We start from the raw sequence: 19,420 nt of genomic DNA, 5'->3' as shown, positions 1-19,420 counted from the left end.
TTGCGCTGCCCTTTGGCTCACTTTTACTCTGCCGTTGACACCCCCGGGATGGTCGGGGATTTTCCCGCTGTCATACTTTGCGCCATGGACACAACACACCTTACCCGATTGCGCGCGCGCGCCCGGCGTCTGACGCGCAGCCCGCAGGATGCCGAGGATCTCTGTCATGAGGTCTGCCTGGCCATTCTGGAACAAGAGGCATTGGGCGCACGGATTGCGCGCCCATTGCCCTATATGATGACCGCCTTGCGCCATGCTGCCAGCGCACGGTCCCGCAGGATGGCACGCGAAACCCCGCTGGAGGTGGAGCACGAGCCACAGGTCGAGGATGCGGCACTGGCCTGTCTTTGCTCGCAGGTTCTGGCGCATATGGACGACCTGCCTGCCCCGGACCGCGCCTTGTTGCGGCGGGTGGCGTTCGAGGGCGTCACCCCATCAGAGTTGGCCGTGGAGATGGACCTGCCTGTCGGCACAATCATGTCCCGCCTTGCCCGCGCCCGAGCGCGGTTACGGGAAGCGGTCGGCATTGCATCGGTGTTTTGATTGGGGGCTCTGCCCCCGGCCTTCGGCCTCCCCCGAGGTATTTGAGGCCCAAAGAAGCACAAAAAAAGGGGGCCGCAGTGGCCCCCTTTGAAGTTTCGCTCGTCAAGCTCTCAAGTTGTACACCGCTCGGAATAATCTTGCCTGCGGCCCGACGCGCGTCAGAGGCGGGCGCACCCGCCCCGTGACTGGTTAGGGCTTAGCTACAGCCAGATGTCCCGCCGCAAGTGTTGCACTTCATGCAGGTGCCGTTGCGCACCAGCGTGTAGTTGCCGCAATCGCCGCAGGCCTCGCCTTCGTAGCCCTGCATCTTGGCCCGTGTGACCGCTGTCATGGCGGGCACCGATGTGCTTGCTCTGGCCGTTGCCACCGCTGTCGCCACGCCGCCGGTCTCGGGAACCAGCGTGTTCAGTGCGGCCACCGCATCCACACCGCCACCAAAGGCCACAGCCCCGGTCTGGCCACCTTGCAGCACGATCAGTTCCTGCGGCAGACGCTTGCGCAGATAACCGGTAGAGCTGATCTGCTTGAGCACTTCGAGCGACCGGGACGCTGCCGTGTCAGAGAGTTCCTTGACGTTGGACACGCCCTCTTCCTCGCCACGGCCCAGATCGTCAAAGGACGCGCCTTCCGGCTTTACATGTGCCAGATCGGTGCGGTCCAGATAGGACACGGCCAATTCGCGGAAGATATAGTCGAGGATCGAGGTCGCGTTTTTGATGCTGTCATTGCCCTGCACCATGCCCGCCGGTTCGAACTTGGTGAAGGTGAAGGCATCGACAAACTCTTCCAGCGGCACGCCGTACTGAAGACCAACGCTGACAGCTATGGCAAAGTTGTTCATCATGGCGCGGAAACCCGCACCTTCCTTGTGCATGTCGATGAAGATCTCGCCAAGGCTGCCGTCCTGATATTCACCTGTGCGCAGATAGACCTTGTGCCCACCGACAACCGCCTTTTGAGTGTAGCCCTTGCGACGCTCCGGCATCTTTTCGCGGTGCGACTTCTGGATTTCCTTGATGATCACCTTTTCGACGATCTTCTCGGCCAGCACCTGCGCCTTTTCGGGCATGGAACCGGATTCGAGGATTTCCGCTGCGTCGTCATCGTCTTCGACCAGCGCCGCCGCCAAAGGCTGGGACAGTTTGGAGCCGTCACGGTACAGCGCGTTGGCCTTGGTGCCCAGCGACCAGCTCAGCTCGTAGGCCTTCTGGCAGTCTTCGATGGTGGCGTCATTCGGCATGTTGATCGTCTTGGAGATCGCCCCCGAGATGAACGACTGAGCCGCCGCCATCATGGTGATGTGCGATTGCACCGACAAGAAACGCTTGCCCTTCTTGCCGCACGGGTTGGCGCAGTCGAAGACCGGGTAGTGTTCCACCTTCAGGTGCGGAGCCCCTTCCAGCGTCATCGTCCCGCAGACATGGTCGTTTGCCGCGTCGATGTCCGACTTGGTGAAACCGAGGTGGCGCAGCAGGTCGAAGGTCGGGTCGTTTAGCTTGTCTGCCGGGATGCCCAGCACTTCGCGGCAGAACTCTTCGCCCAGCGTCCACTGGTTGAACACAAACCGGATGTCGAAGGCCGAGGCCAGCGCCTTGTCGACCTTTTCCAGCTGTGCCGGGCCAAAGCCGTGGCCTGCGAGCGAGGTATGGTTGATCCCCGGTGCATTGCCGATGGTGCCGTGGCCCACCGCGTAGGACACGATCTCTTCGATCTGTGCAGAACCGTAACCCAGCTTTTCAAGGGCGGCCGGAACCGACTGGTTGATGATCTTGAAGTAACCGCCACCCGCAAGTTTCTTGAACTTCACCAAAGCGAAGTCCGGCTCAATCCCTGTGGTGTCGCAATCCATCACCAGACCGATTGTGCCGGTCGGTGCGATCACAGTGGATTGCGCGTTGCGGTAGCCGTGCTTTTCACCAAGGCGCAGCGCCTCGTCCCAGCTTGCCATTGCCAGATCGACCAGACGGCTGTCCGGGCAGTTGGCATGGTCCAATGCGACGGGCTTAACCGAAAGCTCTTCGTACCCGTCCGTCGCACCATAGGCGGCATTGCGGTGGTTGCGGATGACCCGCAGCATGTGATCGGCGTTCTTCTTGTAGCCCGGGAACGGACCCAACTCTCCGGCGATCTCGGCCGACGTGGCATAGGACACGCCAGTCATGATCGCGGTCAGGGCACCACAGAGCGCGCGGCCTTCGTCGCTGTCATAGCTGAAACCGAGGTTCATCAGCAGGCCGCCGATATTGGCGTAGCCCAGACCCAGCGTGCGGAAGTCATAAGAGCGCTGCGCGATTTCCTTGGACGGGAACTGCGCCATCATCACCGAGATTTCCAGCGTCAGAGTCCACAGACGTGTGGCGTGCATGTAGTCTTCGGACTGGAACTCACCGTCTTTGAGGAAGGTCAGCAGGTTCATCGACGCAAGGTTACACGCGGTGTCATCAAGGAACATATATTCCGAACACGGGTTCGACCCGCGAATCTCGCCATCCGCAGGGCAGGTGTGCCATTCGTTCACGGTGGTGTGGAACTGGATGCCCGGATCGGCACAGGCCCAAGCGGCGTGGCCCACGTCTTCCCAAAGGTCGCGCGCTTTGATGGTCTTGGCGACGCTGCCATCGGTGCGGCGGATCAGTTCCCAATCGGCGTCATCTTTGACCGCTTGCAAGAACGCATTGGTCACACGGATGGAGTTGTTGGAGTTCTGGCCGGACACAGATGCGTAGGCTTCGGAATCCCAATCTGTGTCGTAGGTCGGGAATTCGATACTGCTGTAGCCCTGCCGTGCGTAATCCAGCACGCGCTTGATGTAGGTCTCGGGGATCATGACGTTCTTCGCTGCGCGAATTGCGTCTTTCAAGCCGTTGTTTTTCTTGGGATCATAGGCATCTTCTTCCAGCCCGTCCCATGCACCAATCGCCTTGAAGATCGCGTTGAGCATCTTCTCGTGCATCTTCGATCCCGCGACGATGGATGCGACCTTCTGCTCTTCCTTGACCTTCCAGTTGATGAATTCTTCGATATCCGGGTGGTCGGCATCGCAGATCACCATCTTGGCCGCACGGCGTGTGGTGCCGCCTGACTTGATGGCACCCGCAGCACGGTCACCGATTTTGAGGAAGCCCATGAGACCCGAGGACTTGCCACCACCCGACAGCGGCTCGTTGGCTGCGCGGAGTGACGAGAAGTTGGTCCCGGTGCCGGAGCCATACTTGAACAGACGCGCCTCGCGGACCCAGAGGTCCATGATGCCGCCATCGCCGACCAGATCATCAGCCACGGACTGAATGAAGCACGCATGGGGCTGCGGGTGCTCATAGGCCGAGGAGGATTTGGTCAACTCGCCTGTCTTGTAGTCGACATAATAGTGACCCTGACTGGGGCCGTCGATGCCATAGGCCCAGTGAAGACCGGTGTTGAACCACTGGGGGCTGTTCGGCGCGGCCTTTTGCGTGGCCAGCATGAAACGCATTTCATCATAATAGGATTGTGCGTCTTCTTCGGTGGTGAAGTAGCCGCCCTTCCAACCCCAATAGGCCCATGCGCCCGCCAGACGGTCGAAGACCTGCTTGGACGAGGTTTCACCAGTGCGCGGTGTGTCGTCGCTTTCCGGAACAGACCGCCACAGGAAGCTGGGGACGTCCTTTTCCTTTACCTTTTTCAGCGCGACCGGAACGCCTGCCTTGCGGAAGTATTTTTGTGCGATGACATCGCTGGCCACCTGGCTCCAGCTGTTGGGAACTTCGACATTGTCGAGTTTGAACACCACGGACCCATCAGGGTTTCGAATTTCAGATGTGGTCGAGACGAACTCGAGCCCCGCATATGCATCCTGCCCAGACTTGGTAAATTTTCTTTCGATTTTCATCGCACCGGTCTCTTTTATCTGTGTGTACCCCAAGGCCCTGTTCAGGCCGCGATAGGCACGAGTTTTCCAGTCCCGCGCGCTGTCCGCGCAGGCAACCGCCTCAAAAGCTGTTAACCGGTATTCCCGTCCCTGTTGTCGGCCCAGACACTATATGTTGTGGTTGATCGCACCGACCCGCACAAACTGACGGATATCTCACAGAGTCGTCAACACGTTTTTTACACTTTTCATCATAGATTTTGGGTTGACCAACCCAGAGGACACAACTGGTAGCGATTCAACTGTGGATGTCCGGTGTATAGGTCTGTGGATAAGTCAGGGACTGAAAAGCCAACGCTGCCAGAAAGTTATCCACAGCCATTCAGAAGCCGGTTCAACGCGGACTCTCGCATCGCGCGCGACACCACACGCCCTGATCCGATTCTGGCCCCCGCGCTGCTGTTGCCCAGATCCCACGGACAAGGCACATTGACCACTCGCACCCAAATGGCGGACGGTCGTGTCCAAGGTAAGAAAGGTAAATGGTCGGGACGGCAAGATTCGAACTTGCGACCTACGGTACCCAAAACCGTCGCGCTACCAGGCTGCGCTACGCCCCGACTGAAGGGTCGTTTAGCGACCGACGCCTGATTTGAAAAGCGGTTTTTTCCAACTCACTTCAGGAAGCGCAGGGCCAAGCGGCAGTGTCATCCGAAATTGAGGGATGTCTCATCTCTGTCCCGGCATCAATGCCCAGCCGATCGGCCATTCCACCGTTGATTTCGAGCACAAACTGGATGTTTGATCCGCCCAATATTGTGGTCAAATCACCCGGTATCGCATTTTCATGAACATATTGTACTAAGCCTGTCGAATCCGCAAAGATCATGTCCAGCGGGATCATGGTATTCTTCATCCAAAATGAAGCTACTTGTTCGCGGTCATACACAAAAAGCATGCCGCTCATCGTTGGCATGCTCTCCACGAACATCAATCCCCGTCCGCGTGACTCGGGCGTGTCCACGACGTCCACCGCAAACCTTGCACTTCCCCAATCACCGCGCAGATAAACCACATCGTTCTGGCACGGCGTCTCTGCCGTACCCGATGATGCAAGCGCGCAGACAAACGCGACGCTTAGGACACACCACTTTCCCATGGAAGAACCTCGACCGCCATACGCCCTCGGCTGCTTTCGATCGAACGCAGCGCCAAAGCTTCTCCCGGAAACAAATCCGAAAGCCCCGAACGGCGCAAGACCTCCACGTGAATGAAAATATCTTCCGAGCGGCCAAAGACATTGGCAAAGCCAAACCCTTTTGCCTTGTCGAACCACTTGACCCGTGCCGGCTGCAGTTCAGTTGACGCGATCTCTTCGGGTGTGACGCCGCTGAAATCTTCCAGAGGCGCAATTCCCGATTGCGCTGGCGGTGTGATGTTCAAGACTTCAACGGCCTGCAGACCACGGCCCGTGGTCTGAACGACCACTTCAATCCGCGCGCCATCCGCGACTGAGCCCTGCCCATAATTGCGAAGAACGTTTGCATGCAGCAGGATATCGGGGCCGCCCTCATCAGAGACCAGAAAACCAAAACCCTTTGCTGGATCAAACCACTTCACGTGACCGCCTATGCGCGAGTCAGGTTGCTGTGACTGTTCCACGATCGTATCCAACTTCAAATTCCCACCAATAGTTTGCGACGCCCCGACCGATGTTGCAAGTATAAGAAAAACTGAGGTTATTTCACCCCCACAATTCACGTGACGTGAATGTCAAGGATTTAACCTGCTGATTTTCCAAGAAACTTTTTCATCGGCCCGTTCCCAGCGGAAACGGTCATGTAATCGAAATGCACCATCTGCCCAAAATTCAATTTCGGTTGGGCGGATGCGAAAGCCTCCCCAGAACGGCGGCCTGGGCGGATTTGGACCAAGCTTGGCTGTGGTCTTTGCGACTTCGGCCATAAGCTCGGTGCGCGATCCAAGTGGCTGCGATTGCTGCGAGGCCCATGCGCCAAGCCGACTTTTGAGCGACCGTGACGCGTAATAGGCATCCGCTTTCTCTCCGTCCTCACGGCTCACCAGTCCACGAACCCGGATCTGCCGATGCAAAGATTTCCAGTGCAGGACAAATGCAGCCTTCCCGGCAGCCTGAATCTCCTGCCCTTTGCGGCTGTCATAATTCGTATAGAACACGAACGCATCCGCCTCGATCTCTTTCAGAAGCACCATACGGACATTTGGCATGCCACCGGCATCCACAGTCGACAAGGCAATAGCATTCGGATCATTGATCTCGGACACCTCAGCTTCAGACAACCAGCGGCGCGCGATCTCGAAAGGATCGTCGCCCGCGAAAATTCCCGTACGATCACTCATCATTATCTCCCACTAGCTGCCGCGCGCCTACGAAGAACGCCCAATAATGTCCACAACCATTTCGTGTCAGGCAAACACCCGCGCACCACTCTTGGATTCACAGCCTTGCCGGGCCAGCGTCCATCGCCTAAACGAAAGAACACAAACAGCAGAGGGCGGGGCATCATGAAAAGCGAAATAATGGCGGGAAAGCGCGGACTTATCATGGGCCTGGCCAATGACAAATCCATCGCATGGGGGATTGCGCGAAATCTCGCTGACGCGGGTGCACAGCTTGCCTTCTCTTATCAGGGCGAAGCGCTCAAGAAACGCGTTGATCCGCTGGCCGCCCAACTTGGCTCGGACATCGTTCTGCCCTGCGACGTCAGCGACGGTGCGTCGATTGATTCGCTATTCAACGACTTGAAAAAGCAATGGGACACCCTCGACTTCGTGGTGCATGCCATCGGCTTTTCCGACAAGTCCGAACTGCGTGGCCGCTATGTCGACACCAGCCGTGACAATTTCATGATGACAATGGACATCTCGGTCTACTCCTTCACCGCCGTGATGCAGCGCGCAGAAAAGATGATGACCAACGGCGGCGCGGCTCTGACGATGACCTATTATGGCGCTGAGCGCATCATGCCCCATTATAATGTGATGGGCGTGGCCAAAGCGGCGCTGGAATCGTCGGTCCGCTACTTGGCCGAAGACCTCGGCAAAGACGGCATCCGCGTCAATGCCATCAGCGCAGGCCCGATCAAGACACTGGCCGCCTCTGGCATTGGCGACTTCCGCTACATCATGAAATGGAACGAATACAACTCGCCGCTGCGCCGCAACGTGACCATCGACGATGTGGGCAAATCCGCACTCTACCTGCTGTCCGATCTCGGATCCGGCGTGACCGGCGAAACCCACCATGTCGATGCAGGTTACCACGTCGTCGGAATGAAGGCGGTCGATGCACCGGACATGAGCAAAGAGTAACGGATGACCACGGCCCAGCTCATTGCGTTCAACCTGACCCTGCTGGCCGTAATGGCGGCTCCCGGCCCAGCCCTGCTTTATGCGCTGCGCCAGTCGGTGGCGGGTGGGTTTGTTGCAGGTGTTGCCACCGGCGCGGGCCTCGGCCTGATGGCGGCCCTCTGGACCGCCGCCGCGCTTCTCGGCCTTAACGCCGTCTTTGCGCTGGTGCCTTGGGCGTACCTTGTGCTCAAGACCGCTGGCGCGCTCTACCTGATCTGGGTCGCGATCCAACTCTGGCGCAACGCTCGCCAACCCGTCTCGGACAGCGCCCACCCAGGAGCGCGCGCTTTTCTCGGGGGGATGCTCGTCAACCTTGCCAATCCCAAATCCGTGCTGTTCGCCGGTGCTGTTCTGGTGGTGATCTTCCCACCTGACCTGAGCCTAGGCACAAAGGCGCTGATCGTCGCCAACCATTTCATTGTCGAACTTATTGTCTACACCCTCTTCGCCGCCTGCCTCTCCAGCGCCCCCGCTCGCGCCGGATATCTGCGCCTGAAACCCATTGTCGACCGCGCCGCTTCTGTCATCCTTGGCGCGCTCGGCCTGCGTCTGCTCTTCGGCCGCTGACCCCACAAAGGAGCCAACCATGACCGACCGCCTGCCCCACGAAAAAGGATTCCACGTCAGCTGGGATCAACTCCACCGCGATGCCCGCGCCCTCGCGTGGCGGCTTCAAGGCGAAGGCCCAGACGAAGGCGGCTGGCGCGCCGTGGTCGCCATCACCCGCGGCGGCATGGCGCCCGCGATGATCGTCGCCCGCGAACTCGACATCCGGATGGTCGATACGATCAGCGTCAAAAGCTACAATCATCAGACACAGGCCGAACCAAAGGTCATCAAATCCCCCGATATGGACGTGGTCGGCGATGGCACTGGCGTGCTGGTGGTAGACGATCTGGTCGATACCGGCCGCACACTCGAAGTGGTGCGCAAACACATGCCCAAAGCCCATATCGCCACTGTCTACGCAAAACCAATGGGCCGCCCGCAGGTCAACACCTTCATCACCGAAGTCAGCCAGGACACCTGGATTTTCTTCCCGTGGGACATGGCGCTGCAATATGTCGAACCCTATCGCGGGAAAGACTGACCCTGCTTCTTTGGGCTCCAAACACCTCGGGGTGAGGCCGAAGGCCGAGGGGCAGCGCCCCTAAAGATAACAAATAAGCGCGCCGCAGGCGCTCAATGTGGAAAGACACGCATGACCTCACGCACCCAGACCACATTCGCCCCTCCGGTGATGGAAGCCCGCCGCTGGCTTGACGGTGTCACGTTCCCCGACAACCAGCCGCTGATCAACGTAAGCCAAGCCGCGCCCGTTGAACCGCCACCCGCCCCCCTGCGCGCTGCCATGGTCGACGCGCTGGAGCTTCCGGAAACCCATCTTTACGGCCCCGTACTGGGCCTACCCGCCCTGCGCGCCGAACTCAGCGCGCAATGGTCGGCGCATTACAATGGCACCGCACGCCCGGATCAGGTCGCCATAACCTCTGGCTGCAACCAAGCCTTTGCTGCGATCGTTACGGCGATCTGCAACGAAGGGGATGAGGTTATCCTGCCAACCCCTTGGTACTTCAACCATAAAATGTGGCTCGACATGTCAGGTGTCACCGCCGTGGCCCTGCCTACCGGCCCCGACCTGATCCCCGATGCCGAAGCTGCCCGCGCGCTGATCACCCCCCGCACCCGCGCCATCGCGCTTGTTTCGCCGAACAACCCCGGTGGCGTCGAATACCCGGCCGAGACTCTGACCGCGTTCTTGAACCTTGCCCGCGAGACTGGCATCAGGCTGATCGTCGACGAAACCTATCGCGATTTCGACAGCCGCCCCAATCCGCCGCATAGCCTTCTGTCCGACCGGAACTGGGACGACACGCTGATCCAGCTCTACTCCTTTTCCAAGGCGTACCGTCTCACCGGCCACCGCGTGGGCGCGATCATCGCCGATCCCGCACTTCTGGCCGAGGTCGAGAAATTCCTCGACACCGTCGCCATCTGCCCGTCACAGCTTGGCCAACGTGCCGCGCTCTGCGGCTTGCAGAACCTCCGCGACTGGCTGGCTGGCGAACGTGACGAAATCCTCGACCGTCGGGCCGCGATCCATGACCACATGCCTCTGATCGCAGCCAAGGGCTGGCGGCTCATGGGATGCGGTGCCTATTTCGCCTATCTTGAACATCCCTTTGCCGAAAGCAGCGCCACACTGGCCCCGAAACTGGTGCAGGAGATCGGCGTTCTCGCCCTGCCCGGCACCATGTTCACCCCCGACAGCGACCCCAGCGGACAACGCCAGTTCCGTGTCGCCTTTGCCAATGTGGACCGGGCCGGGATCGAAGCGTTGTTCAACCGTCTGGCCAGCCTCGACTGGCCCCTTGCGACCCCAGTCTCTGCCGCGTAGACACGTCGCACGAAATCACACCTAAGCAAGGGGCACACCTGCATGGCCATGGGCAAAGGCAAGCTGTCGAAGACCTTCATCTGGATTCTGATGGGGCTTCTCATCGTCGGCCTCGCGGGCTTTGGCGCGACCAGCCTGTCGGGCACCGCGCGCAGTGTCGCCAGCGTTGGCGAAAAGGAAGTCTCGACCGACGCCTACCTGCGCAGCCTGCGCACCGAAATCAATGCTTTTGCGGCTCAAGCCGGCCGCGCTGTTCCGATGTCCGAAGCGCAAATGCTGGGGATCGACCGTCAGGTGCTGGCACAACTGGTCACCGCCCGCGGCCTCAACAACGAAGCGGCCCGCATTGGCCTGTCTGTCGGCGACGAACTGGTAGCCGAGCAATTGCTGCAAGTGCCGTCCTTTCAGGGGGCAGACGGCAGCTTTAACCGCGAAGCCTACAGCTTTGCCCTGCGCAACCAAGGCCTGTCCGAATCCGAGTTCGAGGATCAGCTGCGCGACGACACAGCTCGCACCATCCTGCAAAGCGCGCTAATTGCGGGCAACACTTTGCCCGACACGTATATCGACACGCTGCTGTCCTATACAGGCGAAACCCGCGATTTCACATGGGCGCGCCTGACCGGATCAAACCTGCAAACCGGCTTACCGGAACCGTCAGAGGCCGATCTGCAAGCGTATTATGACGACAATATAGACCGCTACACCCTCCCCGAACTGCGCGACATCACATACGCGTGGATCACCCCAGAGATGATCGTAGACACCGTCGAGGTCGATGAAGCAACGTTGCGCGCGTCCTATGATGAACGGTTCGACGAGTTCAATTTGCCGGAACGCCGTCTGACCGAACGTCTGGTTTTCAGCACCGAAGAGGCTGCCAACGACGCGCTGGCACGGCTGGGCGATGATTTCAGCTTCGAAGATCTTGTTGCCGAACGCGGCCTGACGCTCCCCGATGTGGATATGGGCGATGTCACCCGAGACACTCTGGGCGCGGCCGCCGACGGCGTATTCACCGCCGAAACCGGAGAGGTGGTGGGCCCGCTTCCCTCCAATCTTGGACCTGCCCTCTTCCGCATCAACGCCGTGCTCGACGCCCAGACCACGTCGTTCGAAGAGGCCCGACCCGACCTGCGCGGCGAACTCGCACTTGATCGCGCCCGACGCGTGATCGAAACCCTGGCACAGACCATCGATGATGAACTTGCCGCAGGGGCCACACTGGAAGAGGTCGCCGAAACTACTGAGGCGCAATTGGGCCAGATCGACTGGTTCCCCGGCGCCGATGGCGACATAGCGGCTTATGACGCGTTCCGTGACGCCGCTGGTCAGCTTGGCGAAGGCGACTTCCCCGAAGTCTTCCAGCTTGGCGATGGTGGTGTGTTTGCAATGCGCCTCAACCGCATCCAGCCACCTGCACCACAGCCCATCGAAGATGTGATCGACCAAGTACGCCAAGGTTGGGACACTCGCGAACAAACCGCGCAACTCATGGCGCAGGCCGAAGATCTGGCTGCATCTGTCGCCAATGGCAGCAGCTTCGAAGATCTGAACCTTGCGCCGCAGTCCGAAACCGGGCTGGGTCGCAACGCCCAGATCGCCGATCTGCCGCCGGGACTTTTGACAGCCGTGTTCGAAATGGGCGTCGGCGACACACGTGCTGTGGCCGGTATCGGAGAGGTGGTCCTGATGCGCCTTGACGCCATCACTCCGGTCGATCGCAGCGATGGCGATATCGAGATGCTCGCACAAGCCCTGCGCAATCAGGCCTCAAACAGCATCGCCGAAGATCTGTTCCGCGCCTTTGCCACGGACGTGCAGCAACGCGCCGGGGTCGAAATCAACCAACCCGCGATCAACGCGGTCCACGCCTTGATCCAGTAAGACTGATGGCCATCCTGACACCCGATTTCGACAGCTTCGCCCGCGCCTTCGAGGCCGGGGAGAACCAGGTTGTCTATGCCCGCCTTGCCGCTGATCTAGACACTCCGGTGTCACTGATGCTGAAACTTACGGGCGCGGCCAAAGACGCCTTCGTGTTGGAAAGCGTCACAGGCGGAGAGGTGCGCGGACGCTATTCGATCATCGGCATGAAACCCGATGTGATCTGGCAGTGCCATGGCACGCAAAGCCGCATCAACCGCGCCGCGCGCTACGATCCTGACGCGTTCGAGCCGCAGGACGGCGATCCGCTGACCACGTTGCGTGCACTGATCGCAGAGTCCAGGATCGGCCTGCCCGACGACCTGCCACAGGCCGCGGCAGGCCTCTTCGGCTATCTCGGCTATGATATGATCCGGCTGGTCGAACACCTGCCCAACATCAACCCCGATCCGCTGGGCCTGCCCGATGCGGTGATGATGCGGCCCTCGGTGGTCGCCGTCCTCGACGGCGTCAAAGGCGAGGTAACGGTCGTCTCTCCCGCATGGGTCACGGATGGGCTGTCCGCCCGTGCCGCGTACGCTCAGGCCGCTGAACGGGTTATGGACGCCGTGCGCGACCTCGAACGCGCCCTGCCGCAACAGGCCCGCGAAATAGGCGACGCCGCCGACATCCCGGCCCCGGTGTCGAACTTCACCCATGATGGCTACAAACAGGCCGTCGAAAAGGCCAAGGACTACATCCGTGCCGGCGACATCTTTCAAGTTGTCCCCGCACAGCGCTGGACGCAGGATTTCCCCCTGCCGCCCTTCGCGCTTTACCGATCCCTGCGCCGGACCAACCCGTCGCCCTTCATGTTCTACTTCAATTTCGGTGGCTTTCAGGTGATCGGCGCAAGCCCGGAAATCCTCGTCCGCGTCTTCGGCGGCGAAGTCACCATCCGCCCCATCGCCGGCACCCGCCCACGCGGCGCAACACCTGCCGAGGACGACGCGCTCGAAGCCGATCTTCTGGCAGATGCCAAGGAATGCGCCGAACACCTGATGCTGCTTGATCTGGGCCGCAACGATGTGGGCCGTGTTGCCAAAATCGGCACCGTGCACCCGACCGAAAAATTCATCATCGAACGCTACAGCCACGTCATGCATATCGTCTCGAACGTCGTGGGCGAACTCAGCCCCGAACACGATGCGCTTTCAGCACTCCTGGCAGGCCTGCCCGCAGGCACAGTCTCGGGCGCACCCAAAGTCCGCGCGATGGAGATCATCGACGAACTGGAGCCCGAAAAGCGTGGCATCTATGGTGGCGGCGTCGGCTATTTCAGTGCCGGTGGCGACATGGACATGTGCATCGCCCTGCGCACCGCACTGGTGAAGGACAAAAAGCTGTATATTCAGGCCGGTGGTGGCGTCGTCTACGACAGCGACCCCGAGGCCGAATATCAGGAAACCATCCACAAATCGAACGCCATCCGCCGCGCTGCCGCCGACGCCGCGCGTTTCACCGGCAACGGCAATTCCTGACCCGCTGCCGCATCCTGGCTTCTTTGGGCTGTAAATACCTCGGGGGTTTGGGGGCAGCGTCCCCAAAACGGCTTTGCGACCCGAAGGGTCAAAAAGCGCAAACCTGCATGCCGCAGGCATTCATCTCAGCTTGAAGATGCCTGTGCAAACCCTTGCAAACGCTCGATCATTGCCCGCAACCCATTTGATCGTTGCGCCGACAGATGGTCATTCAAACCCAGCCGCCCCAACTCTGCACGCGCGTCGATCGCCGCAACTTCGGCAGGTGGCAGGTCGTTGTAAAGCTTGCGCAACACCGCGATCAGACCGTTGACGATCATCGCATCCGACTCGCCCTCGAACCGGATTACACCGCCGTCGATCTGCGGGTGCAGCCAGACTTGGCTGGCACAGCCATCGACCTTGGTGGCCGGCACCTTGAGAGCGTCGGGCAAAGGGTCCATCGCGCGGCCCAGTTCGATCACCATCCGGTAGCGATCTTCCCAATCGTCCAGAAATTCGAAGTCCTCGACAATCTCTTCAAAAGCGGCGCTCGCCATGGCGGTCTCCGGATGTGGTTCGTGTTCCCTGCACACCTAGGCAGGGACAGCGCAAAGGTCCAGCCCGGGCTTGACGCTTTTCAACGGCTGCGCAATCGGTTACGTCGAAGATACCAGAGCCGAAGGAACCGACCATGCGCAAGCTTCTGATCCTCGCAACCGTCGCGCTGACAGGCTGCGCCGCGATAAACGAGTCGCGTTTCAACCCGCTCAACTGGTTTGGGTCGAGCCAGCCTGACCCCGCCGCGATGGATGTCGCGAATGCCGAGGTCAACCCGCTGATCCCACGCCGTCGCGTGTCGTTCTTCATCAACAACCAGCCCGAAGCCTTTGCAGGGCGCCCGATTGCGGAAATCACCGAAGTGCTGGTCGAACGCCGCCCCGGCGGGGCCATTATCCGCGCCACAGGACAGGCCAACCGTGTCGGGCCGTTTGATGTCAGGCTGATCGCAGACGAGGCCGCAAGCGTTGACGGCACGCTGGTGTTTGACCTCAAAGCGTTGCAGCAGGCTGGTCCGCGCAGCACCAACCCGCGGGCGCGGCAGGTCACAGTGGGACGCTGGATCACCGATCAGGATTTGGCAGGCATTCGCACTGTCACGGTGCGCGGTGCCGATAACGCGCGCAGCGTCCGCCGCTAAGGCGATCAAGCGTTACAATTCGATGATCTGAACTTGCTTGCCCTTAGCAGCAAGTGCGACGCGTCCTTCGCACAGACGCAGCGCGTCATGCCCGAACACTTCACGGCGCCAGCCTTGAAGCGCTGGCACGTTCCGTTCCCCGGACGCCAGCGCGTCCAGTTCCGCCGATGTGGCGATCAGTTTTGAGGCCACGCCAGAGGCTTCTGTCTTGGCCTTGAGCAACACGCGCAGCAGGTCAGCCAGCGCCGGGTTCACCTGCGGCGAAGGACGTGCGTCGTCCTGCGATGGCAACTGTTCCTTGGGCATGCTTTGCGCCCGGTGAACCGCCTCGAGGATACCATTGGCAATCTCGCCCTTACGCGCCTCTCGAAGCAATAGCCGCGACCGACCCAGATCGGCCATATCCTTGGGTTTGGTCGAAGCCAGCTCGACCAGTGCATCGTCTTTGTAGACACGGCTGCGCGGAATGTTGCGCTCCTGCGCATAGCTTTCACGGAACCGCGCCAGCTCTTTCACCAGCGCTAGAAAACGTGGCGCATTGGACCGTGTCTTGATCCGCATCCACGCGTCCTCGGGACGGGTGACATAAGTCTCTGGGGCAAGCAGCGTGGCGATTTCCTCTTCGACCCAACGGTCGCGCCCGGTCTCGGCCAGCTTCTTGCGTAGGAATTCATAAATCAGACGCAGATGTGTCACGTCGGCCAGAGCATAGGCCGTCTGGTTGTCTGACAGGGGCCGCCGCGACCAATCGGTAAAGCGCGAGGATTTGTCCAGCGCCTGCTTGGCGATCTTGCGCACAAGTGTCTCGTACCCCACCTGTTCACCAAAACCGGCGACCATGGCAGCCACCTGGCTGTCGAACAACGGTTCGGGGATGACTCCGTGGTCGATATAGAAGATTTCGAGATCCTGCCGCGCAGCATGGAACACCTTGACCACATCCCGGTTGCGGAACAGCTCAAGCAGCGGCTCAAGCGACAGACCTTCGACCAAGGGGTCCACCAGAACAGCGTCGGTCTTGCCATCGCCTCGGTATGCCAATTGGATCAGACACAGCTTGGAATAGTAGGTCCGTTCGCGCAGGAACTCGGTGTCGACAGTGACATAAGGCGTCTGTGCGGCACGCTCGCAGAACGCGGCAAGATCGGTTGTGGTCGTGATGATGTGCATAATCCGGGTCGTTCGTTATTCTTGTTCTGTCGGCCCCCAAAACCCGCGTATAGACCAAAAACCATGCTTTGCCTAGCGGGGGTGCCCCGTGTCGTCAGGGCAAGTCGATACGTGCCCGGTTGCCCTCTGCAAAGCGGCGCAGGATCAGCGGGTAAAGCATGTGCTCCTGCACCAGAACCTTGGCAGCGAGGCTGTCTGCGGTGTCGTCCGGGTCGATGGGCACGCGGACCTGTCCAAGCACCTGCCCGCCGTCAAGCTCTGCCGTAACCTCGTGTACGGAACAGCCCGCCTCGGTATCGCCCGCGTCGATGGCCCTCTGATGGGTGTGCAGACCTTTGTATTTCGGCAAAAGCGACGGGTGAATGTTAAGCATTCTGCCCTGCCAACGTGTCACGAAGCTCTCGGTCAGCACCCGCATGAACCCTGCAAGGCAGATGATGTCAGGCCGCGCCTGATCCAGCACATGGTTCAATGCGTCCTCAAAGGCCGAACGGTCAGACCCGAGTGGGCGATGATCCACAACCGCTGTGGGAATGCTCCTTGCCTTTGCTTTCTCCAACCCACCCGCATCCGCGCGGTTAGAGAGCACCAGAACGGGCCGCGCCGGGTGATCACCCATCATGTCTTGGGCCAGCGACACCATGTTGGAGCCGCCGCCCGAGATCAGGATCGCAACCCGTTTGGTCAAAGCAGGGCGCCAGTGTACGCGACACCCGGCGTCCCGGTGACAGAGCCGATCCGTGACACGGTTTCACCCGCCTCTTCCAACACTGCCGTTACCGCATCGGCTTGGTCTGCTGCCACCACGACGATCATTCCGATGCCGCAGTTGAAGGTCTTGAGCAACTCTGCCTCAGCCATCCCGCCGGTGGCCGCCAGCCATTTGAACACGGGCGGCAAATCCCATGCCGACAGGTCGATCTGGGCGCCCATGCCTTCTGGCAAAACGCGCGGCAGGTTCTCGGTCAGGCCACCCCCAGTGATGTGGGCCAGCGCATGCACACCGCCCGCCTTCACCGCCGCCAAGGCCTGCGTCACGTAGAGCCGCGTCGGTGTCAGCAGCACCTCGCCCAGCGACCCGTCGGTCCAAGGGCAGTCCGCATCCCAGCCAAGGCCGGAAACCTCCACCAACTTACGCACAAGGCTGTAGCCGTTGGAATGCACGCCATCCGACGCCAGCCCCAGCAGCACATCACCTTCGGCCACACCCGACGGCAGGTCCGTGCTCCGCTCCATCGCGCCCACGGCAAAGCCCGCCAGGTCGAAATCACCCGCGGGGTACATGCCCGGCATTTCGGCCGTCTCGCCACCGATCAACGCACAGCCGGACCGCGCGCAGCCTTCGGCAATGCCTTCGATCACCCGCGCCGCCGTGTCGGTGTCGAGCTTGCCTGTCGCGAAATAATCAAGGAAAAACAGAGGCTCCGCGCCCTGACAGACCAGATCGTTCACACACATCGCCACAAGGTCGATGCCCACGCCGTCCACATGGCCTGTATCAATGGCAATCCGCAGCTTGGTGCCAACGCCATCGGTCGCGGCCACCAGAACCGGATCGGTGAACCCGGCACCTTTGAGGTCAAACAAAGCGCCAAAACCACCCAGCCCCGACATCACACCCGGCCGCGCCGTGCGCTTGGCCGCCGGTTTGATCCGCTCCACCAGCGCGTTCCCTGCGTCGATATCCACACCCGCATCCGCGTAGGTGATGCCGTTCTTGCCGTCTGTCATGCTGCACCCTCCGAAGGTCGCGCGTGCCTTAGCGCAGCGACGAACACGAGTCCATCATCCGTGTGCTGCACCTCTTGACGCGCCCCGGTTGTCTGGTACTGAAACACACATGGCGGGCCTGTAGCTCAATTGGTTAGAGCAGAGCGCTCATAACGCTTTGGTTGCGGGTTCAAGTCCTGCCGGGCCTACCATATTTTACCGTTTGGTAAAAAACGCCGCTCTCAGAAAAGACATTTACTCACATCCGGCGTCGTTGCTCGCCAGCGCAGCGCGTCAGCAATCAACTTGGGCACGTCGGGGTGAAGGCCGATAGGGTCCAGCACGATCCCCGAGAACCCTGATTCAGCAACTGCCTCGGGCAAATCATCCAAGACATGCCCGCGCTTGGCAGCAAAGAACGGCAGGCAGATGGCGTTTGTCCCCAGACCCGACAGCGCGTCGGTCAGCGAGGGATCTTCCTCAACAAAGCCACAGCGGACCGAGCGGGGACCGAAATCATTGGCCACGCGGTCGGCAAAGGCGCGGGTGGCATCGGACACGCGGCGGGATTTGCCCGATCCGTGACCGGCGATGATCAGGTCCGTAGCGTACGGTTCAAACCCGTGATCCGTACAGACCCGCCGCAGCCAGCTGGCGGCAAGCATCGGCAAGGTGCAGTCCAGACCGAAGCTGACCAGTTGCGGCCCCGCGCCCTCGGCCAGCCGTTTGGGCAGTTGCACCTGCGTGAACCAGCCATCGGCCATGAACATCGGGTAAATGAGCGCACCGGGACGGTCCGCCGACAGCGCCTCGATCCGGCCTTCGGCAGCCAGCGTCACGCCTTCGATCCGCGCCTCGGGCAGATGAGTTGCCACGGCAGCGGCAAGAGCTGCGATTTCTGCCTCACCTACGGCGGGGTCCGAGGGTTGGCCGTGGCTGACGATGAGCGCGTCAAAGGACATGCAATGCTCCTCGTTGGTTTCCCGACCGACCTAGCGCGGGGCCATGCGAATGGCACCATCCAATCGGATCACTTCGCCGTTGAGCATCTGATTCTCGACGATGTGGCGGACAAGCTGGGCATATTCCGAAGGCCCACCCAAACGCGACGGGAACGGAACCTGAGCACCAAGCGAGTCCTGCACCTCTTGCGGCAGGCCTTCGAGCATCGGCGTCTTGAACAGGCCCGGCGCAATCGCGCAGACGCGGATGCCCAGCTGCGCCAGATCGCGGGCCATCGGCAGAGTCATGCCCACCACGCCGCCCTTGGAGGCGGCATAGGCCACCTGCCCCACCTGCCCCTCGAACGCTGCGACAGACGCGGTGTTGACGATCACGCCCCGTGCGCCGTCTTGGTCCAGCGGGTCGTTCGCCGCCATCAGCGCAGCCGCCTGCGACGCGACGTTGAAGGTGCCGATCAGGTTGACGTTGATCGTGGCGATAAAAGGTTTCGGGTCATGTGCAGCCCCCTTTGACACGGTCTTGGCGGCAGGGGCGATACCAGCACAGTTTACGGCGACATGAGCAGTGCCATAGGTGGATTTCACGGTCTGCATAGCCGCCGCAACGCTGGCGGGGTCGCTGACATCGGTCTTGATGAAAATCCCACCGAGGGCACCGGCACGAGCAGTTCCGGCGCTGTCATTCATATCGAGGATCACAAGCTTTGCCCCGGCCTCGGCCAACGTGGTGGCGGCAGCGGCCCCGAGGCCAGATGCGCCTCCGGATACGATGGCGACGGTGTTTTCAGTGATGATCATATGCGCGTCCTCTTG

18 protein-coding genes and 2 tRNA genes are annotated in these 19,420 nt (G+C 60.7%); 9 read left to right on the top strand and 11 right to left on the bottom strand.

What is annotated here, in order from left to right; translation table 11 throughout:
* Window positions 1-84 precede the first annotated feature (84 nt).
* Window positions 85-543: an RNA polymerase sigma factor gene (locus ACK3EW_RS08550; protein ID WP_493809231.1), complete on the top strand. Its 459-nt coding sequence runs from the start codon at window positions 85-87 to the stop codon at window positions 541-543.
* Between the two features lie 196 nt (window positions 544-739).
* Here ACK3EW_RS08550 and ACK3EW_RS08545 read toward each other — a convergent pair whose 3' ends face one another.
* From ACK3EW_RS08545 to pdxH, 5 genes are all read right to left on the bottom strand, one after another.
* Complete coding sequence (locus ACK3EW_RS08545; RefSeq protein ID WP_493809230.1) at window positions 740-4,411, bottom strand: vitamin B12-dependent ribonucleotide reductase; 3,672 nt, start codon at window positions 4,409-4,411, stop codon at window positions 740-742.
* A 522-nt stretch (window positions 4,412-4,933) separates the two neighbouring features.
* Window positions 4,934-5,010 (bottom strand) — tRNA-Pro (locus tag ACK3EW_RS08540).
* A 59-nt stretch (window positions 5,011-5,069) separates the two neighbouring features.
* Entirely contained in the window at window positions 5,070-5,549 is a 480-nt protein-coding gene (locus ACK3EW_RS08535; protein WP_493809229.1) for a DUF192 domain-containing protein, read from the bottom strand.
* The gene (locus tag ACK3EW_RS08530) at window positions 5,528-6,064 is read right to left on the bottom strand and encodes a cold-shock protein (RefSeq protein ID WP_493809710.1); all 537 of its coding nucleotides are present in this window, start codon (window positions 6,062-6,064) and stop codon (window positions 5,528-5,530) included. The genes ACK3EW_RS08535 and ACK3EW_RS08530 overlap by 22 nt, the downstream gene beginning before the upstream one ends.
* Window positions 6,065-6,163: 99 nt before the next feature.
* Window positions 6,164-6,769, bottom strand: coding sequence for a pyridoxamine 5'-phosphate oxidase (gene pdxH / locus ACK3EW_RS08525; protein WP_493809228.1), 606 nt, complete (start codon window positions 6,767-6,769; stop codon window positions 6,164-6,166).
* A 165-nt stretch (window positions 6,770-6,934) separates the two neighbouring features.
* Here pdxH and fabI point away from each other — a divergent pair, with 165 nt between their 5' ends.
* The 6 genes from fabI (at window position 6,935) to trpE (ending at window position 13,585) form a co-directional block, all read left to right on the top strand.
* Window positions 6,935-7,741, top strand: a complete 807-nt coding sequence (gene fabI / locus ACK3EW_RS08520; protein WP_493809227.1) for an enoyl-ACP reductase FabI — start codon at window positions 6,935-6,937, stop codon at window positions 7,739-7,741.
* 3 nt (window positions 7,742-7,744) lie between these two features.
* Window positions 7,745-8,347, top strand: a complete 603-nt coding sequence (locus ACK3EW_RS08515; protein ID WP_493809226.1) for a LysE family translocator — start codon at window positions 7,745-7,747, stop codon at window positions 8,345-8,347.
* 19 nt (window positions 8,348-8,366) lie between these two features.
* The gene (gpt, locus tag ACK3EW_RS08510) at window positions 8,367-8,870 is read left to right on the top strand and encodes a xanthine phosphoribosyltransferase (RefSeq protein WP_085629931.1); all 504 of its coding nucleotides are present in this window, start codon (window positions 8,367-8,369) and stop codon (window positions 8,868-8,870) included.
* Window positions 8,871-8,981: 111 nt separating this feature from the next.
* Complete coding sequence (locus ACK3EW_RS08505) at window positions 8,982-10,178, top strand: aminotransferase (protein ID WP_493809225.1); 1,197 nt, start codon at window positions 8,982-8,984, stop codon at window positions 10,176-10,178.
* 42 nt (window positions 10,179-10,220) lie between these two features.
* Complete coding sequence (locus ACK3EW_RS08500; protein WP_493809224.1) at window positions 10,221-12,065, top strand: peptidyl-prolyl cis-trans isomerase; 1,845 nt, start codon at window positions 10,221-10,223, stop codon at window positions 12,063-12,065.
* Window positions 12,066-12,070: 5 nt separating this feature from the next.
* Window positions 12,071-13,585 (top strand): anthranilate synthase component I, encoded by a 1,515-nt coding sequence (trpE, locus tag ACK3EW_RS08495; RefSeq protein WP_439120552.1) that lies wholly within the window; start codon window positions 12,071-12,073, stop codon window positions 13,583-13,585.
* A gap of 125 nt (window positions 13,586-13,710) precedes the next feature.
* Here trpE and ACK3EW_RS08490 read toward each other — a convergent pair whose 3' ends face one another.
* Entirely contained in the window at window positions 13,711-14,124 is a 414-nt protein-coding gene (locus tag ACK3EW_RS08490) for a SufE family protein (RefSeq protein ID WP_439120553.1), read from the bottom strand.
* A gap of 134 nt (window positions 14,125-14,258) precedes the next feature.
* On the opposite strand from ACK3EW_RS08490, the gene ACK3EW_RS08485 reads away from it, so the two are divergent.
* Window positions 14,259-14,765: a hypothetical protein gene (locus ACK3EW_RS08485; protein WP_439120554.1), complete on the top strand. Its 507-nt coding sequence runs from the start codon at window positions 14,259-14,261 to the stop codon at window positions 14,763-14,765.
* Window positions 14,766-14,777: 12 nt separating this feature from the next.
* On the opposite strand, the gene rnd is transcribed toward ACK3EW_RS08485, so the two are convergent.
* The 3 genes from rnd to purM all read right to left on the bottom strand — a co-directional run bounded on the left by rnd (window position 14,778) and on the right by purM (window position 17,666).
* Window positions 14,778-15,935, bottom strand: coding sequence for a ribonuclease D (gene rnd, locus ACK3EW_RS08480; protein WP_493809223.1), 1,158 nt, complete (start codon window positions 15,933-15,935; stop codon window positions 14,778-14,780).
* Window positions 15,936-16,029: 94 nt separating this feature from the next.
* Window positions 16,030-16,623, bottom strand: a complete 594-nt coding sequence (gene purN, locus ACK3EW_RS08475) for a phosphoribosylglycinamide formyltransferase (protein ID WP_493809222.1) — start codon at window positions 16,621-16,623, stop codon at window positions 16,030-16,032.
* Window positions 16,620-17,666, bottom strand: coding sequence for a phosphoribosylformylglycinamidine cyclo-ligase (gene purM / locus ACK3EW_RS08470; protein WP_493809221.1), 1,047 nt, complete (start codon window positions 17,664-17,666; stop codon window positions 16,620-16,622). Before purM ends, purN begins: the two co-directional genes overlap by 4 nt.
* Window positions 17,667-17,780: 114 nt before the next feature.
* Between purM and ACK3EW_RS08465 the strand changes: the two genes are divergently transcribed.
* Window positions 17,781-17,857, top strand: a tRNA-Ile gene (locus tag ACK3EW_RS08465).
* 30 nt (window positions 17,858-17,887) lie between these two features.
* Here the strand turns inward: ACK3EW_RS08465 and ACK3EW_RS08460 are convergent.
* On the bottom strand, window positions 17,888-18,607 hold the full coding sequence (locus tag ACK3EW_RS08460) for a sirohydrochlorin chelatase (protein ID WP_493809220.1): 720 nt from the start codon (window positions 18,605-18,607) through the stop codon (window positions 17,888-17,890).
* A 30-nt stretch (window positions 18,608-18,637) separates the two neighbouring features.
* On the bottom strand, window positions 18,638-19,405 hold the full coding sequence (locus ACK3EW_RS08455; RefSeq protein WP_493809219.1) for an SDR family NAD(P)-dependent oxidoreductase: 768 nt from the start codon (window positions 19,403-19,405) through the stop codon (window positions 18,638-18,640).
* Window positions 19,406-19,420: the final 15 nt, after the last annotated feature.

The sequence above is a fragment of the Marivita sp. NO-S04 genome (assembly GCF_059070475.1).
This window is presented reverse-complemented; position numbering and strand designations above follow the sequence as displayed.

Bases quoted from the DNA above. Each gene is read 5' to 3' on its own strand.
- ACK3EW_RS08550 (WP_493809231.1), top strand. From the start codon at position 85: ATGGACACAACACACCTTACCCGATTGCGCGCGCGCGCCCGGCGTCTG.
- ACK3EW_RS08545 (WP_493809230.1), bottom strand. From the start codon at position 4,411: ATGAAAATCGAAAGAAAATTTACCAAGTCTGGGCAGGATGCATATGCG.
- ACK3EW_RS08535 (WP_493809229.1), bottom strand. From the start codon at position 5,549: ATGGGAAAGTGGTGTGTCCTAAGCGTCGCGTTTGTCTGCGCGCTTGCA.
- pdxH (WP_493809228.1), bottom strand. From the start codon at position 6,769: ATGAGTGATCGTACGGGAATTTTCGCGGGCGACGATCCTTTCGAGATC.
- fabI (WP_493809227.1), top strand. From the start codon at position 6,935: ATGAAAAGCGAAATAATGGCGGGAAAGCGCGGACTTATCATGGGCCTG.
- ACK3EW_RS08515 (WP_493809226.1), top strand. From the start codon at position 7,745: ATGACCACGGCCCAGCTCATTGCGTTCAACCTGACCCTGCTGGCCGTA.
- gpt (WP_085629931.1), top strand. From the start codon at position 8,367: ATGACCGACCGCCTGCCCCACGAAAAAGGATTCCACGTCAGCTGGGAT.
- ACK3EW_RS08505 (WP_493809225.1), top strand. From the start codon at position 8,982: ATGACCTCACGCACCCAGACCACATTCGCCCCTCCGGTGATGGAAGCC.
- ACK3EW_RS08500 (WP_493809224.1), top strand. From the start codon at position 10,221: ATGGCCATGGGCAAAGGCAAGCTGTCGAAGACCTTCATCTGGATTCTG.
- trpE (WP_439120552.1), top strand. From the start codon at position 12,071: ATGGCCATCCTGACACCCGATTTCGACAGCTTCGCCCGCGCCTTCGAG.
- ACK3EW_RS08490 (WP_439120553.1), bottom strand. From the start codon at position 14,124: ATGGCGAGCGCCGCTTTTGAAGAGATTGTCGAGGACTTCGAATTTCTG.
- ACK3EW_RS08485 (WP_439120554.1), top strand. From the start codon at position 14,259: ATGCGCAAGCTTCTGATCCTCGCAACCGTCGCGCTGACAGGCTGCGCC.
- rnd (WP_493809223.1), bottom strand. From the start codon at position 15,935: ATGCACATCATCACGACCACAACCGATCTTGCCGCGTTCTGCGAGCGT.
- purM (WP_493809221.1), bottom strand. From the start codon at position 17,666: ATGACAGACGGCAAGAACGGCATCACCTACGCGGATGCGGGTGTGGAT.
- ACK3EW_RS08460 (WP_493809220.1), bottom strand. From the start codon at position 18,607: ATGTCCTTTGACGCGCTCATCGTCAGCCACGGCCAACCCTCGGACCCC.
- ACK3EW_RS08455 (WP_493809219.1), bottom strand. From the start codon at position 19,405: ATGATCATCACTGAAAACACCGTCGCCATCGTATCCGGAGGCGCATCT.